This window comes from Lysinibacillus sp. RC46, assembly GCF_041262385.1.
Taxonomy (GTDB): Bacteria; Bacillota; Bacilli; order Bacillales_A; family Planococcaceae; genus Lysinibacillus.
The window spans coordinates 1-15,337 of the sequence record NZ_JBGCCF010000009.1; the positions used below are offsets into that span (position 1 = coordinate 1).

Consider the following 15,337-nt stretch of genomic DNA (forward strand, 5'->3'; position numbering starts at 1 on the left):
CAGGATCAAACTCTCCATAAAAAGAAATTTGATTAGCTCAAATTGTTTTGCTGGCATCATGTTTGATGTCCAAAATTTTGTTTCGTTCACCAACTCTAGGTTAGTTACTAAAAACTTTATTGATTACGTTTTGCTTGTTCAGTTTTCAAGGTTCATTTTGTTGCTGTTGTTTTCAGCGACTTTATTATCATAACTTGTATCCGATAAGAAGTCAACAACTTTTTTTCAAATCTTTTTTCAAATCTTTTTTTCAAGTCGTCCTTCTTGTTAAGGACAAGTAATAATATATAATATAGCAATTTATAAATCAAGCTTTTTTTAAAAAAAGTTTAAAAATCTTTTTCTCATCGACTACAAATAAGAGAATTCCTACTATAACAATGAATCCGCCAAAAATTTGTGTGGCTATTAAATACTCTTTAAAAATTAGAAGAGCTAAAATGGCCGCGCCAATTGGTTCAAATAAGATCGCAACGGAGACTACATTTGTACTAACGTATTTAATAGACCAATTAAATAGAGTATGACCAAATAAATTAGGAACTATCGCTAATAAAATAAACCATATCCAGTCCATAGCAGAATATGGACCGAACGATTCCCCTTTAATAAGAACATAGATAAACAATGTAATTGTACTAACAGCATAAACAATCATCGTATATGTCACAAGAGATAATCTTTTCCGTACATCTTGTCCAAATAAAAAGTAAGCTGTAACGAGTGCGCACGCGACAAGAGCAAGCATGTCTCCATAAAATGCAGTACCGCTAAGTTTAAAATCTCCCCAACTAATTAAAATACTACCGACAATAGCAATAACTCCTGCAAAAATGGTTTTCAGGGTAATGTTCTCTTTAAAGAAAAAATATGTACCTACAAATGCAAACAATGGCTGTAGTGTAACCAAAACTGTAGAACTTGCTACAGAAGTGTAATTAAGTGATTCAAACCACAAAATAAAATGAAAGGCTAAAAATATACCTGCAACAGAAGAAAATAGCCAATCACGTATTCTTAATCCCTTTACCTCCTTAGCGTACTTCCAAAAAAACAGAGGAGCCATTATTAACACCGAAAAGAACATACGGTAAAACGCAATAACCCCCGCTTCTGCATTTGCTAATTTTACAAATATGGCAGATAAGGATACTGAAATAACGCCAATAAAAATAGGTATGTATGGATGAATTTTTGGTTTCTCCATAAAATCCAACCTCCAATCAATTTTGTCTAGGTAGCATTACGTCTGGATTCGGTTTTACGCTCAGGCCTGCATGAGGGCCGACACGATGTCGGTCATTTCGGTAATGCCACAGGACGTGGCGTTTTTACCGATGCAGGTCAGTTAGCCGTTATCGCATGGATACGATGATTTTAGGCTAACATCCTTTAAAGACTCCTTTCCAATCCCGTGAAATCTGCGGGAAACTTTAACTTATACTCACATTCATCTCACTACATATAGAGGTAAAGACATTTGTAGCCGACGCTTTGCTTTCGCTACATAAAACTTTTGTGGCTGTCGCTTTGCTTTCGCTGTATAGAACAATTGTGGCTGCAGCTTTCTTTCGCTACCAAAAATATGTGCAGAAAGAATTAAAAATACTTATACTTCATTACGATCGTGATGTACAATACAAAAAAGTAATGTACATATAATAATGACACCTTGCATATCTCTTAGCAATACGAAATATCTGTGGAGGGTTGCGTATGGAAACCTTGGAAAATATGATTACATATGAAGTTGGCATAAAATTAGTAATTGCAGCCACATTAAGTTTAGTAATCGGCATCGAAAGGGAATTAAAAAAGAAGCCTGTAGGATTAAAAACGAGCTTAGTTATTGCTACATTTAGCTGTTTACTCACTATTATTTCGATTGAAACCGCCTACTCAACACCCCCTAGGTCAGGAATCAATATAACAATGGACCCCCTTCGTTTGGCTGCTCAAATTGTTAGTGGAATTGGATTTCTTGGAGCAGGTGTTATTTTAAGACGCGGGAATGATAGTATCTCAGGTTTAACAACTGCAGCAATGATTTGGGGAGCTGCGGGAATAGGGATTGCAGTTGGTGCAGGCTTCTATATAGATGCTACATTAGCCGTTATTATCATTGTCTTCGGAATTGAGGTTTTATCGCCGTTTCTAATGAAAATAGGACCAAGAAGAATTCGTATGCGAGAAATATCATTGAAGGTTCAGATTAATAATGATGAAAAGAGTGAATCCTTTTTACAATTCCTAAAGGAAAACAATATTATTATCGAAAACATACGCATTCAAGATATTCCGGATCCTGAACATGTTTTTCACGAATTAGATTTACGCTTATCATTAATAGTCTCTGATAACTTACTGTCATTTTATCGTTCATTACGAACACTACCCTATATAGAAAAAATCGAGATGGAAATTTTAAACTAGTTGGAGGATTCTTTTGTGGCAGAAATATTGAAACTATTAAAAAACGGGAATAAACCTTCTCTGTTGGCAGCAGTTGTCAATGCCTTTTTAGGAATTATTAAAGGTGTTGCCTTCTTCTTTACAGGTAATGTTGCCATGTTTGCAGAAATGATGCACTCACTAGGAGATGCAGCAAACCAATTATTCGTTTATATCGGCTCAGCGCTTTCGAAAAAAGCACCGACAAAACAGTTTCCTGGAGGCTTTGGCCGAATAGTAAATTTAGTTTGTCTTTTTGCTGTTATAATTGTGGCGATCCTTTCTTATGAAACTATAAAAGAAGGCTGGCATCATTTTATACACCCAGCTGGAGAATCTAAAGGAATGTTCATTGCACTTGGCGTATTATTGATTGGTATTGTTTTAGAAGGGTCAGTTCTTGCGAAGGCTGCCGTTGAAATACTACATGACGCTGGGCAGGAGAAAACTGGAATAATAACTGCTATCCCTAAAGCTTTTCCCTATTTAAATCGCGCAAAACCAGCAACAAAATTAGTGTTTATGGAAGACTTAGTGGCTACAGGCGGTAACTTCTTGGCCTTCGCAGCTATTTTAATCGCACATTTTACAGGCTGGACAAGAATAGAAGGACTTGTATCAATGATTATTGGCTGTATGATGTTCTATGTAGTAGCGAAAGTTTTCCTTGATAATGCGCGTGGGGTTATTGGTGAAACAGACGAAGAAATGCTAAATCATATTGCTCATCTTGTTATGGATGATCCAAACATTAAAGATATTGTTCGTTTAGAGGTCGTTAAAGAAGGCGAATTTTTACATGTAGAATTAGTTGCCGAAGCTGATCCTAACCTATCACTCGCTTTTTTAGATGATGTACGCGACCATTTAACAGAGGTCATTTCAAGTCAGAAAGGCGTATCAAAAGTAGCCATTTTATTTGATGAGGATGATGGGAAACTAGCTTGGGTGCATATTGGTGAAAGACCGGAAAACTCAACACCCAAACAATAACATCATGATCCAAAATAATTTTTCTAAATAAAATAAATAGCCAATTGCCTTATTTCAGGCAGTTGGCTATTTATTATACCAGCACTAGATGACTTTGTTCTCGTTTAACTTCTTTTGTATCTTCTATTAAGTAATCTAGAATCTCTTCATTATTTACAAAAACATGATCTGTTATCATAAAAGTTAATAACATTTTTAATGCAATAACCTTTTTTACACCTTGCTGTTGAATAACGATTTTTGAGAATTTTAATGTTGCCAATCGATTAGCTAATGCATATTCTTCTGCATTTGTAATCTCTCTTCCATCTGCATAGCAACCTAATATGAAATTACCCGCATAAGAATCTTTCAATACATTAGGATGCATAGATCGGTAATGTACCTCTGCAATTGAATCATCATTATTCATCATTTGATGAGTCACCAAATAATGTTTTAAAGCACCTTTTAAATCAATCGCAATAGCTGTATCTGCTAGTATTGTTCGATAATAAACTAGCACTATTTCAGCATCTCGTAAATAAGGTTCCACTTCTACAACGATTTCTCCAGAAGGACGTACAAAAACTTGTACATTTGCTTTATTTACACCATCTGTAAAGGTAATATTCGTTTGGCCACATTGTAAACTTTTAAAGAATATACTTTGATCAACGATATATCCCGTGACAATTTGGTCATTCTCAACTTGCAGTGATTTCGTTTCAATCCCCAATACTTCTACACAATTCTGCATTTTATAAACGTGCCGCTGAAATGGAGTCTTTATGCAACCCGATGTGACATTGCAATCTTCAAGCATTTGTTTCAACATTTGTCCCTCTCTATCCTAGTTTATTATTATCTTTATTTTAATAAACATAGTTGAACAAATTCTGAACAATTTTACAATTAACGAGAACATTCGACAAGGAATTAGTTATTTCCTAAGATTTTTGTTAGGACACTTGCACAATAAAAAATATGAGACTACAACGGGTAGCCTCATGTCTATTTTCATATTAAAGAGCGTTTTGCAAAATAGTTCGCACATCTTCTTCCTGTAATTTTTTGAAGTTTCCAAAGGGTCCATTTTGCATAGCATGCTCTACAATTTGCTGGAATTTTGAATCATCAATTTCATAATCTACAAGTCGACTCGGAGCTCCTAGTGAAGTCCAGAATGCCGATAAACGATCAATTCCTTCGTATGCAACCTCTTCTGGAGACTTCCCTGATGCGTCAACACCAAAAACGCGTGTTGCAATGCCTGCAAAACGTTCTGGATTTACGGGTACACATAGACGCATCCAATGTGGTTGTAATATCGCTAAACCACCTGCGTGCGGAATATCGTACACTGCAGATACAGCGTGCTCAATATTATGTGACGCCCAATCACCGCGAGAGCCAATTGATAAGAATCCATTTAACCCAATTGTTCCGGCTAATAAAATCGTTTCACGCAACGGAATATTCTCTAAATCTTCTATTAATTCAGGTGCTGTTGCAATGACAGTTCTTAATACTCCTTCACACATTTCGTCTGTAATCGGTGTATTCGTCGTATTATGGAAATATTGTTCAAGTACATGCGACATCATATCAACCATACCGTAAACTGTATGATTTTTTGGTACTGTCACCGTATACGCTGGATTTAAAATCGAAAATTTCGGGAATACCGCAGGGCTACCCCAGCTTAGTTTTTCCTCAGTAGCCGCATTTGTAATAACAGAGCCTGAGTTCATTTCGGAACCTGTTGCAGCTAGCGTTAATACCGTTCCAAGCGGTAAAGCGTCCTGCACAAATACTTTACGCTTTACAATACCCCAAGCATCGCCATCATATTTTGCACCAGCGGCTATTAGCTTAGAACAGTCAATTACGGAACCACCTCCTACAGCTAGGACTAGATCAATATCTTCTTTTTTACAAAGATCAATACCAAGTCTTGCTGTTTCAACACGTGGATTTGGCTCAACACCACTTAGTTCAAATATTGTTTTATCGGCTTCTTGTAACTTCTCGATGACAGCATCGTATACACCATTTTTCTTAACGCTACCTCCACCATATACAACTAGCACCTTTTTACCATGCTGCGCTAACTCATTCGAAAGCTTTTCCAATGCATTTTCACCAAAATGTAACTTCACTGGGTTATAAAATGTAAATGAATCCATTCAATTCGCCCCTTTCTGCTTGGATTTTCTCATATTTATATTGGAGAAAGCAAAGAATAAAGATCCCTAAACATGAATCATGTAAGCATTATAAATACTAAAAATTTTCTCTGGTACTGAAATACCAATTTCCGATAATTTTTCTTGTATCCTCTCATAGCACTTTATACAATCCTGTTTTTTGTTTTGCCCAATTAAAAATTCTAGTAGTAGAAACATATAGTTTTCGTTAAACTCATCTAGCTCTAACGTCTTTTGTAAACAGTTTAATTTTAGTAATGAATTAATAGAAATTGTAGTAGTAATATACATTTCGAGTACATGTAAGATCCCTTGCTTTAAGCGCAGCTGGGTTTGAATAGCCCAAGAGTACTCCTCCTCCGCTAAAAAATCACCTTCATAGTAATTTAAAAGCTGCTGGATGGATATTTCATCATGCCTTTTCTGCTCTAGCAAATAAATAAATTTATCATAATCACTAGCAATTTCCACATTTAATTGATAATGATTATTGACCAATCGAATTGGATCTTGAATACCTTTTTCTTTAAGGTGCTTCCTTAACTGGTAAATAGACGTATGTAAGTTACTGGCCGCCTTCTCAAATTCTAAATCTGGCCAGAGCTCCTCTATTATGACAACATTTAACATAGGCTTTTTTTGATGAAACCATAAATATAAAAATAGTTCTCGCACTTTCCTAGTACGCCACTTCATAACCTCATGCTGGGCATCCAATAAATAAAAGCTTCCAAATGTATGTGCATATAAGAGATGTTCTTTTTTCACTTTTGCTACATCTTCTTGTAATTGCAACTTCTGCTGCGCTTTGATCAACGCCTTTATGAGCCGCTTCTCATGAACAGGTTTTAACAAATAATCCGTTGCCTCTACATCAAATGCATCCACTGCAAATTGGGCATGTGCTGTAACAAATATTATTTGTGTAGATGATGATTTCCCTTTTAATTGTTTTGCTACCTGTAAGCCATGCACATCAATCATTTCTATATCTAGAAAAACAACATCAATAGATTCTTTTTCTAGAAAAATCAGGGCATCGGCTGCATTCGTAAATGTTCCTTTAATAGAAATCTGAAATTGTGTAAGTCGATTTAACTTGAAACGTAAAACATCAATAGCCATTTTTTCATCATCTATGATAATAATATTCATGCTCCATCACCCTTCGGTAATAATATTAGAATAGTTGTCCCCTTTCCTTCCTCACTATTTAAACGAAGGCTCGCATTTTTCATTAATTTAAATTTTTTTAACGGATTTGTAAAACCAATGCGCGAACTTTCTTCATTAATTAATTGTTGTAACTTTTTAGCGGGTATACCTACCCCATTATCTTGTATTTTAATCCGAACAAATTGTCCTTCTCTCTGGACACTTACTTCAATTGTACCTCCCTCTGGCTTTTTGGAAATACCATGAAAAACGGCATTTTCCACTAAAGGCTGTAGCGATAATGCTGGAATCATAAGTTGTATAGATTCATCAATATCATATTTGACAGTTAAACGATTACCAAAACGCATCTTTTCAATATAAAGATATGCTTTTACGAGCTCCAATTCTTCTTCAATCAACACCATACTGTTACGATAATGAACATTGAGCTTTGCACGGAAGTAAGTTGCTAGGCAGTATAGTGCTTCCCTTGTATTATCCATATCGGAATAGCTCAATCCAATAATTGTATTGAGTGTATTATAGACAAAATGAGGGGTCACTTGCGCATATAAATAATTCATCTCAACTTCGATTGCATCTATTGATGATTGTCTAACCGCTAATAATGATTCTATTCGTATAAGCAATTCATCAGTTGCTACAGGCTTTCGTAAATAATCATTCGCTCCTACTTGCAAGGTTAGCACTAAATCAGAATGTTTCATAATAGCAGTTAAAACAATGATTGGTAGTTCTAACATGTCATATTGCTTGCGCACTTGCTTACATAATTCATAGCCCGACATACCTTCCATCATTAAGTCGACTAGCATACAATCCACTTGATTCGTTTTGATGTAGTCGATAGCGTCAAAGCCATTATCAACACCAATCACTGTATAGCCCTTTAGTGCTAATACATCCGCTAAAACCTTTATATTGACATGATCATCATCTACTACAAGTATTTTTTTATCGTTTCCATTATGAATCAACGGTAGCTCAAGTTGTAATATTTTGGATGTGTTGGCATGTGAGACGATTGCGAATGAGTTTTCAATACCCACTTGCTCTTCTGTTGCAAGAGGCATTGTGAATGTAAAGATTGTTCCTTCTCCTAAAGTACTTTTTACATAAATATCACCATTTAATTTATCTACAATATTTTTTGCAATGCTTAATCCTATTCCAAGGCCCTCTTTCTGATGATTATTTTTCACTTGATAAAACGAATTAAAAATGCGTTCTAAATCCTGAGCAGGAATCCCTTTTCCGGTATCGCTTACCTCGATGACCATATGTTTCTCTTGCTGATAGGCAGTTACAGTAATTTCTCCAATTTCGGTATGCTGGATAGCATTGTGTAACAGATTGTACAACACCTGCTTAAAGCGCAATTCATCGGTCAGCATGGGTGGCAATGTCAAATCTACTTCAACGAGTAATCGTACGTGACTATTAGTAGACATCACACTGCGAATTTCTGCTACTACCTCATTAATCACCGTTATTGCCACTGTACGAGGAGAGACACGTATTTCGCCAGACATATAATTGGATGAAAACAGTAAATCCTCTACTAAATAACCTAAACGCTGCGTCACATTATGAATTAAAATCACTTGCTCCTGTTGGGTACGCTTCAACGGCCCCTCAGCACCTTCCATTAGTGACTTTGATAAATTCAAAATCCCATTTAACGGTGTGCGCAATTCATGGGAGGTTTTCAGTAAAAATTCATCCTTCATTTGATTGTGTACTAATAGCTCTTTTGATAATGTCTGTGCATCCGTAAAGGCCTGATTCATACGATAGTTTAGGAGTAAAGTGAAGCCAACTAATGTACAACCCAAAAATACCAATTTACTATACTCATTAGGTACTTCTATTAAAAAATTAATGATTACTAATAACGCATAACAGCAACCTCCTGTAAAAATGATTAATATATATCGTGCACCTTCTAGTTTTTTCAAGATAACACGGATTAACATCAATTGCGTGTAGCCAGTTAACAAAATAATCAAAGCTACGTATGTAATTTGTCGAATAATCATTGCTTGTGCAGTCATTTCACTTGTATCGATATAAAATGGATTATAAATACCATATAGAAAAAAAACGCAACCTAGTGAAATAACAATTGTATTGACAATTTTTTTATTCGCCACTTGTGGATACATAGTATAAAGAAAAAGTATTTGACAAATATCGATTAGAGGGATAACACCGAGCTGTAAACGTGACTGCGTAAAGGTTTCTGCTATAGGAAAAACTTGAAAGAAAATCTTGTGATTAGTAAAGGACGACTGAAAACCTATCAGTAACATATAAAGTCCGAAAAACAATTCTTCTTTCCTTTTGCGACTTTGTCCATAGATAGTCAGATAAATGATGCCAAAAACGATATATCCAAAAATCACCAATACATCAATTAACCTCTTGTGATCGTAGAAATTCTGTATGCTCTCCCTTGTTCCAAATTCAACAGGATAAATCATTCCCGCTGTCGGATATTTATTGTAGCTAGCTACCTGTATTAATATATCAAGCTCTTGCTCGTCACTTTGCCCAATGGCAATAAATGTATCATCATTTTCTGATTGAAAGCTTGAGAAAGACGTACTTGGGTTTCCTTTTCCCCCAACCTTAATACCATTAATGAAAACACGACTAGATGAGTGAATATAGCGAAAAAACAAACCATACTGCCCTTCTGTAGGAACCTTTACTACAAGATGATATGTACCGACAAGAGGACCTTTTTCATTGAATTGAAAATAATCCTCCCATTTATCAGGAACTTTCATAGATATACGCCGCTCTTCGAAATCATCTAATGACTGTTGAGGCGATATCAGAACGTTTGGATAAAAAGACCAATCTCCATTGAGCTTAATGGTGTTATTATTTTCAAGTTGCTCATTTGAAACAACCGTCATTCCCTGTTTCACAATACTGTCATTATTTTCTAAAAAATAATGCCTATTCCCTATTACAAAAACTATGGCAAATAGCATGAAGATACTAAACACTATTACAAAATCTTTTTTCATTATTATGTTCCTACTATCGTTTGATTTATTTACATACATTCGATTGCTTAGTCATTTATTTTTTTATGTAATTTTTTCTATTATAAAATATTTGAACAAATTCTGAACAATAATTGGGAAGTTATTTAATAATTTACCCATTCACAAAGCCACGTTCAAACAATTCATTAACATATTCATAGTAGTCAGAGGTTGTTTTGACATCCGTAAATACTTCCTATTTGCGGCTTTTGCCATGTTTGATGCCACAACAGCAATTACACTTGTAGCCATAGCTGCTTTAAATAGTTTGTCGTAAAGTGTTGTGCTATTTTTCATCTTTATGTTCTCCCCTTCACTAAATATCGGCTTCATGATTTTCCTATTTAGTCTATAAGGGATGCCTGAACAGAATCTGAACAGATCTTTTAAAAATATCAACTTATTACCAAAAAAATCTTTTCAATCAATAAATAACTGAAAAACAGGCTAAAAAATACTTAGCCTGTAATTGCCCATACTTATTCAATTAATCTGCTCTTGCCCCTCTTCATCGATGAAATATGCATGAGGTTTTGCAGCCTCTTCAATTTCGTTAAACGCCCAGTGAGATGCCTTTACATCTGGGAAGCTTGGTGTTGTCACACCATGTAGTGGACCGCGTTCAAACATACGGTTCATCATCACCACGGCTTGGGCACGTGTTAAGTGCTCATCTGGTGCGAAACTTCTGTCTGCGCGACCGTTAATAATGCCTGCATTACGATTCGCTTCAATAATCCATTGCGCCCAGTGGCCTTTTGTATCATTGAATGTAATTGCTACATTTTCTTCGATATGCAGCTGCTTATAGTTCGCGACCACTGTAGCCATTTGTGCACGTGTGATATTCTCACTTGCGCGGAAGTTGCCATCCACATCCCCATTCATAATACCGCGCTCTTTGACAAAGGCAATTGCGCCAGCTGCAAAATGATTACTTGGAATATCATTGAATGGTGCCTTGCTAACTGCTTGGCCATCTGTATAGCCTAAGATACGCGCAATCATCGTTGCCACTTGGGCACGTGTCACGTTTTTCTCCGGACCAAATGTACCATTAGGGAAGCCTTTAATGTATGCTTCATGGTGGTGAATAGCTTGCTTTTCCACCTGAATAATCGTAAATGTACTAAACTTGTCCACTGTGAAACGTAAGCCAAGTTCACCCTTCGCCTTTGTCACGACTTCAGGGAATACAACTTTTTTCTCGCCATCCGAATGTTCAATAAAGACAGCTAATTGGTCTAGGAATGCTTGTCGCTCAGCTGCCGCTACTGGCACATTAACACCTTTCAATGGAAGTGTCACTTGTACTGGTCGACTTGGCATATTCGTTTCAATCGTCATTGGACGAGCTACGACACGTACATTATTGCTTTGCAGTGTTTTACGGACAACCTTCTCCACTCTTGCACGTTCTTCAATCGCCTTACGCTCACTTTCCTTTTTCACAGGTACTAAACGGAAGTAGAAATTATCATTCACACCGTCCATTGAGCTGAGTGGAATTGCAATCAGTCCATTCTCTGTAGCAAATTCTAATGATAAACCATTGTCATGTAGTAATTGAAGAGATTGTTTCGCTATTTCTATCGTTACTTTATCTACTTCATCATTGACATCCGGAATGACGATACGAACAATGTTATTGCCAATTCGGTTCGCTTTTTCTACAGCTTCCTTCGAGTTCGCTTCTGTTAATACCACAAAATCTGTGATTTCACCCTTGGCATGTTTTGTGCGCTCAATTTCTACTGTTGTTTTTTCCAGTGGGTTTTCGCCATCAATTTCTAATGCCACTTGGATTTTCGTTGTAGTTGTACCAGGTTCAGTCGTTGTTGGTGGAGCTGTCGTCCATGTATCTCCGCCACCGCCTGAGCCTGATGACGAGTCAGCGGCACGATAAACCGTAATTGTATATTGTTTGACTCCTGTACCATCTTGAACCGTAATAACTACGGTATTTGCACCGACTTGGAGTGGAACAAGACCATTTGTCGCAACTTGTCCATTCACAGTCATCGTCACTGTAGCATCTGGATTGCTCGGGAGTGCTGTAAATGTTAATTGAGACGTTGCGTAATTCACATTCATTGTGTAATTTGTGACTTTTGATGAGAAGTTTGGACTTAATGCGCCTGTTGATGGTGTTAGTGAGCCTAGACCTGATGTTGGTTGTGTAGGTTTCTTTACAAGTGCATTCTGCGCTGCTGTTAATGCTTGTAAGGCATCGTCTATTTCTGTTTGCGTAGCGCTTCCTTTTGTCAACATAGCTATTGCATCATTTAACGCTTTTTGGTAGTTTGACCAACTTTCTGGTGTATAGCTACCTGCCGATAAGTTCGCTGATTCATCTACTTTAGCTTGCAATGCTGTTTTATCTACTGTAGGAGCAGTCGGGGCATCTATTAATGCATGACGCGCTGCAACTAATTTTTCCCAAGCTGCATTCACCTCTTCTTGGGTTGCTTGTGGATTATTGAATACATCTTGAGCATCTTTTTTTGCCGTTTCAAATGCAGACCAACTATCTTGCGTATAATTCAACTCGCTAAACCCAGCGGCAATTGTAAGCTCTTTTTGCAGATTCGTTTTATCAACTGTTTTATCCGGATCTACAAACTCCAATCCATCATGTTTTGCTTTTAAAGCATTGTAAGCTGCTTCTATGTCAGCTTGTGTTGCATTTGGATTGTCCAATACAGCTTTTGCTGCACTCAATACTGGCTCTAAGTTATTCCAACTTTCAGGAGTATAATCTTCGTTTGTTAAGCCTTCGACAATCTCCACTCGTGTCGCTAAAAGTGATTTATCTGGCGCATCGACTGTTAAAAGTTTTGATACTATGCCAGATGTATGACCATTAAGTTCGGCTGTATACTCGACATTGTATATGCCGTTAGGTATATCTTTGTTCGGTGTGATGCTCCAGTTTCCATGTTCATCTGCTGTTGTTGTTAACGTTATGTTATCAGAATTTTTGATTTTTACTGTTGCACCTGGTGTTGCTGTTCCAGTAAATGTTGGTTTACCTGTACTCACCGTTTCTGTTGGTGCTGTTACTCCCACTGTTGGATTTGGAGCTGCTGTATCTACTGTCATGTTTACCGTTTGTTTTGCTATCTTGTCGCCTTTTTTTGCCTCGACTTCGATTATGTAGTCGCCATCTACTAAGTCAATGCTTGGCGTGAATGCCCAATTGCCACTTCCATCAACCGTCGCATTCCCACTCGCATTTGGTACTTCATTGCCGTCTTTATCTTTAATCACAACTTTCACCGTTGCGTCTTTATCTACTGTTCCTTTAATGTCTGGTTTCTTAGTGCTCACTTTACCTGTTGGATCCGTGATTTGTAGAGATGGTATGGCAGTGTTTGTCATAGTTTCTTCAAAGCTATTTACCGGTACACCATCTGTACCTGTTAATTTTCCTTGTCCGTCATACTCTACTTTTACGGATTTACCAGTGGAATCTGTCCCTGGTAATGTAATCAGTAATTGCTTTGGATCAGCTGGATTTACTTTCACATCGGCATCAGTTAGTGTAATTGTTTCAGTTCCTACTGTCACTGTAAATCCAGTTGCTTCAGGTGCTGTTAATTTGATGTCTTTATCAAACGACACGATAATTTGATTTTGATTCGCTGTGATTTCTTCCACTTTCACGCTTAGTGGTGCTGGTGCATCCGCTGCAAACGTGAAATATTGACCATTGGCTAATGTCGCTTTTGCAGCATAATGAGGTGCGCCATTTAAAGTAATCTCTGTTAATGTATGTTCAGTCGCTAGTGCAAAATCTGTATCGCTGCTTCCTACTCGTAATGTTGTGTTTTCTGGAAGAGCACTCTTTGGAATGGCAATTTCTACTTCACCCACACTTCCTGTATTTTGTACTTTCCAAATACGTTCAGCATGATTTTTGTGAGTTGTGCCGATTTGCTTTGTGAACGCTAGATCCTTGCCGTTATCGGCCCAAATCAAATATTGTCCATCTGTAAGCGTACCTTGATTAGCCAAATTTGTAGCTGTAAGTGCCTCAACACCAATTGCAACCTGTGTACCTTCGTTAATGCTTCGGCTTTGCTTTTGCTCAAGGTCCTCTGCATTGTCACGACCGATACCAGCGATATTTTGTTGATACTTGGTGTTTGCATCCCACACAACCGTGTTATTCGTCGCAACGTAATTGCTAGCACCATCATTTAACGTAATGCCATATTTTACGGCTAAATACGTTTCAATTTTAGCAGCATCTGCACTTATTTCCCCATCATACAAAATAACCTCTGCCACATCAGCATTGAGACCTGAGAAGTTACTACCAGAAGCTCCAGGTCCAGTAGCTCCAATAACAGGTGTAAATGTAATGGGTTTAATTGTAATTGTTGGTTGGCCTACAGTAGTCAGCTGTCCATTTATTCTTGCTAATGCCTTTGTGCCATCATCATTCATTTCATAGTTTGCCATTTGGAATATTTTTCTATTAGCAGGTCCAAAAGAGCGCCATGTAGAGTTTGCACCTGTCCCTACTGCGAAATAGTTTCCACCGCTTCCACCCCCACCTAAAATCTGAGTACCGTACTTGATTATTTCCGTAGAACCAACAAGTGCCCCTGCAGTCCCAGCTTCAGGCCATTTATAAACCGCATATCCAGACTGGAAAGTAATCTGTTTATCTCCTACTAATTTAGCAGATTGATTATAGTGAGCTGCTCCACTTGGGTTATCAAATTTTACACTTGGGTTAAAGTTCACACCATTTACGTTATACTTCGGTGTTCTCTCTTCTTGTCCTGTTGGAATATCAAGTGTAAAATTCACTGGTGCTACAGATTGATCAGCCCAATGTGTTAAATTTCCAGCACTTTCTTTTACACCTTCATTTGATTTCAACCATAGTACTGGTTGTGTACTTACACCACCCGGATTCACAGGATCCGCTGCTAGCGCTTTTTTAGGCAACCCTGTCAGCGAAACACTACTTGTCACAAGTGTAAGTGAAAGCATGACCGTAAGTGAACGCTTCCACCATTTTTTCTGTTTCGTTTTGATATGCATCCTTTTCCCTCCTACCTATTTAAAACTCCGTTGTTTTTCATTAAATATTTTCGCCCCTTTCAAATTTTTAACACCGTCATACCTCAATTTACTATAGTCTTCCTGAACAGAATCTGAACAATTAGTTCTATTTGTCTATATATCAATTCTATCTACCTGCACATATAATCTATCCATATGTTCAGATTTTGTTTAGGTAGTCATTGTATAGTAGAGACAGTGCATAGAACAAAGGAATTTTGCTTATGATTATGTTAAATATTGTAACTATTTGGTTTGTTGTTATTTTCGGTGGATTAGGTATATTGAAATATATGGTTATACAAAAGGAGCGGAAAGTAAGAAAAGCGATGTTAGAAAAGCGGCTGGAGCATCTTATCCAAACGAATAAATTCAAATCGCCCCAAG

The 15,337-nt window shown here is 37.1% G+C and carries 8 protein-coding genes and 1 pseudogene; 2 read left to right on the forward strand and 7 right to left on the reverse strand.

Annotated features, from left to right (window positions below; all coding sequences use genetic code 11):
• Nucleotides 1-307: 307 nt before the first annotated feature.
• Nucleotides 308-1,207 carry a DMT family transporter gene (locus ABH966_RS10065; RefSeq protein ID WP_370077977.1) on the reverse strand — a complete coding sequence of 300 codons (900 nt, stop codon included), beginning with the start codon at nucleotides 1,205-1,207 and terminating at the stop codon, nucleotides 308-310.
• Nucleotides 1,208-1,716: 509 nt separating this feature from the next.
• Between ABH966_RS10065 and ABH966_RS10070 the strand changes: the two genes are divergently transcribed.
• Both ABH966_RS10070 and ABH966_RS10075 read left to right on the forward strand, forming a co-directional pair.
• A complete protein-coding gene (locus ABH966_RS10070) occupies nucleotides 1,717-2,433 on the forward strand; it encodes an MgtC/SapB family protein (RefSeq protein ID WP_370077979.1) in 717 nt (238 codons plus the stop codon).
• A gap of 15 nt (nucleotides 2,434-2,448) precedes the next feature.
• Nucleotides 2,449-3,444, forward strand: coding sequence for a cation diffusion facilitator family transporter (locus tag ABH966_RS10075; protein ID WP_370077981.1), 996 nt, complete (start codon nucleotides 2,449-2,451; stop codon nucleotides 3,442-3,444).
• A gap of 73 nt (nucleotides 3,445-3,517) precedes the next feature.
• Here the strand turns inward: ABH966_RS10075 and ABH966_RS10080 are convergent, their stop codons facing one another.
• From ABH966_RS10080 to ABH966_RS10105, 6 genes and pseudogenes are all read right to left on the reverse strand, one after another.
• Nucleotides 3,518-4,261: a hypothetical protein gene (locus ABH966_RS10080; protein WP_370077983.1), complete on the reverse strand. Its 744-nt coding sequence runs from the start codon at nucleotides 4,259-4,261 to the stop codon at nucleotides 3,518-3,520.
• Nucleotides 4,262-4,448: 187 nt separating this feature from the next.
• Nucleotides 4,449-5,612 (reverse strand): iron-containing alcohol dehydrogenase, encoded by a 1,164-nt coding sequence (locus ABH966_RS10085; protein ID WP_370077985.1) that lies wholly within the window; start codon nucleotides 5,610-5,612, stop codon nucleotides 4,449-4,451.
• 66 nt (nucleotides 5,613-5,678) lie between these two features.
• Complete coding sequence (locus tag ABH966_RS10090) at nucleotides 5,679-6,788, reverse strand: response regulator (RefSeq protein ID WP_370077987.1); 1,110 nt, start codon at nucleotides 6,786-6,788, stop codon at nucleotides 5,679-5,681.
• The gene (locus ABH966_RS10095) at nucleotides 6,785-9,850 is read right to left on the reverse strand and encodes a sensor histidine kinase (RefSeq protein ID WP_370077989.1); all 3,066 of its coding nucleotides are present in this window, start codon (nucleotides 9,848-9,850) and stop codon (nucleotides 6,785-6,787) included. The genes ABH966_RS10090 and ABH966_RS10095 overlap by 4 nt, the downstream gene beginning before the upstream one ends.
• Before the next feature lie 133 nt (nucleotides 9,851-9,983).
• A pseudogene (locus ABH966_RS10100) lies at nucleotides 9,984-10,028 on the reverse strand (hypothetical protein); the annotation flags it as partial.
• A gap of 326 nt (nucleotides 10,029-10,354) precedes the next feature.
• Nucleotides 10,355-14,929 (reverse strand): DUF8202 domain-containing protein, encoded by a 4,575-nt coding sequence (locus ABH966_RS10105; protein WP_370077991.1) that lies wholly within the window; start codon nucleotides 14,927-14,929, stop codon nucleotides 10,355-10,357.
• Between the last annotated feature and the right edge of the window lie 408 nt (nucleotides 14,930-15,337).

What these genes read in the sequence shown, in the direction of transcription:
- ABH966_RS10065 (WP_370077977.1), bottom strand. Translation starts at nt 1,207, where the DNA reads ATGGAGAAACCAAAAATTCATCCATACATACCTATTTTTATTGGCGTT.
- ABH966_RS10070 (WP_370077979.1), top strand. Translation starts at nt 1,717, where the DNA reads ATGGAAACCTTGGAAAATATGATTACATATGAAGTTGGCATAAAATTA.
- ABH966_RS10080 (WP_370077983.1), bottom strand. Translation starts at nt 4,261, where the DNA reads ATGTTGAAACAAATGCTTGAAGATTGCAATGTCACATCGGGTTGCATA.
- ABH966_RS10085 (WP_370077985.1), bottom strand. Translation starts at nt 5,612, where the DNA reads ATGGATTCATTTACATTTTATAACCCAGTGAAGTTACATTTTGGTGAA.
- ABH966_RS10090 (WP_370077987.1), bottom strand. Translation starts at nt 6,788, where the DNA reads ATGAATATTATTATCATAGATGATGAAAAAATGGCTATTGATGTTTTA.
- ABH966_RS10095 (WP_370077989.1), bottom strand. Translation starts at nt 9,850, where the DNA reads ATGAAAAAAGATTTTGTAATAGTGTTTAGTATCTTCATGCTATTTGCC.
- ABH966_RS10105 (WP_370077991.1), bottom strand. Translation starts at nt 14,929, where the DNA reads ATGCATATCAAAACGAAACAGAAAAAATGGTGGAAGCGTTCACTTACG.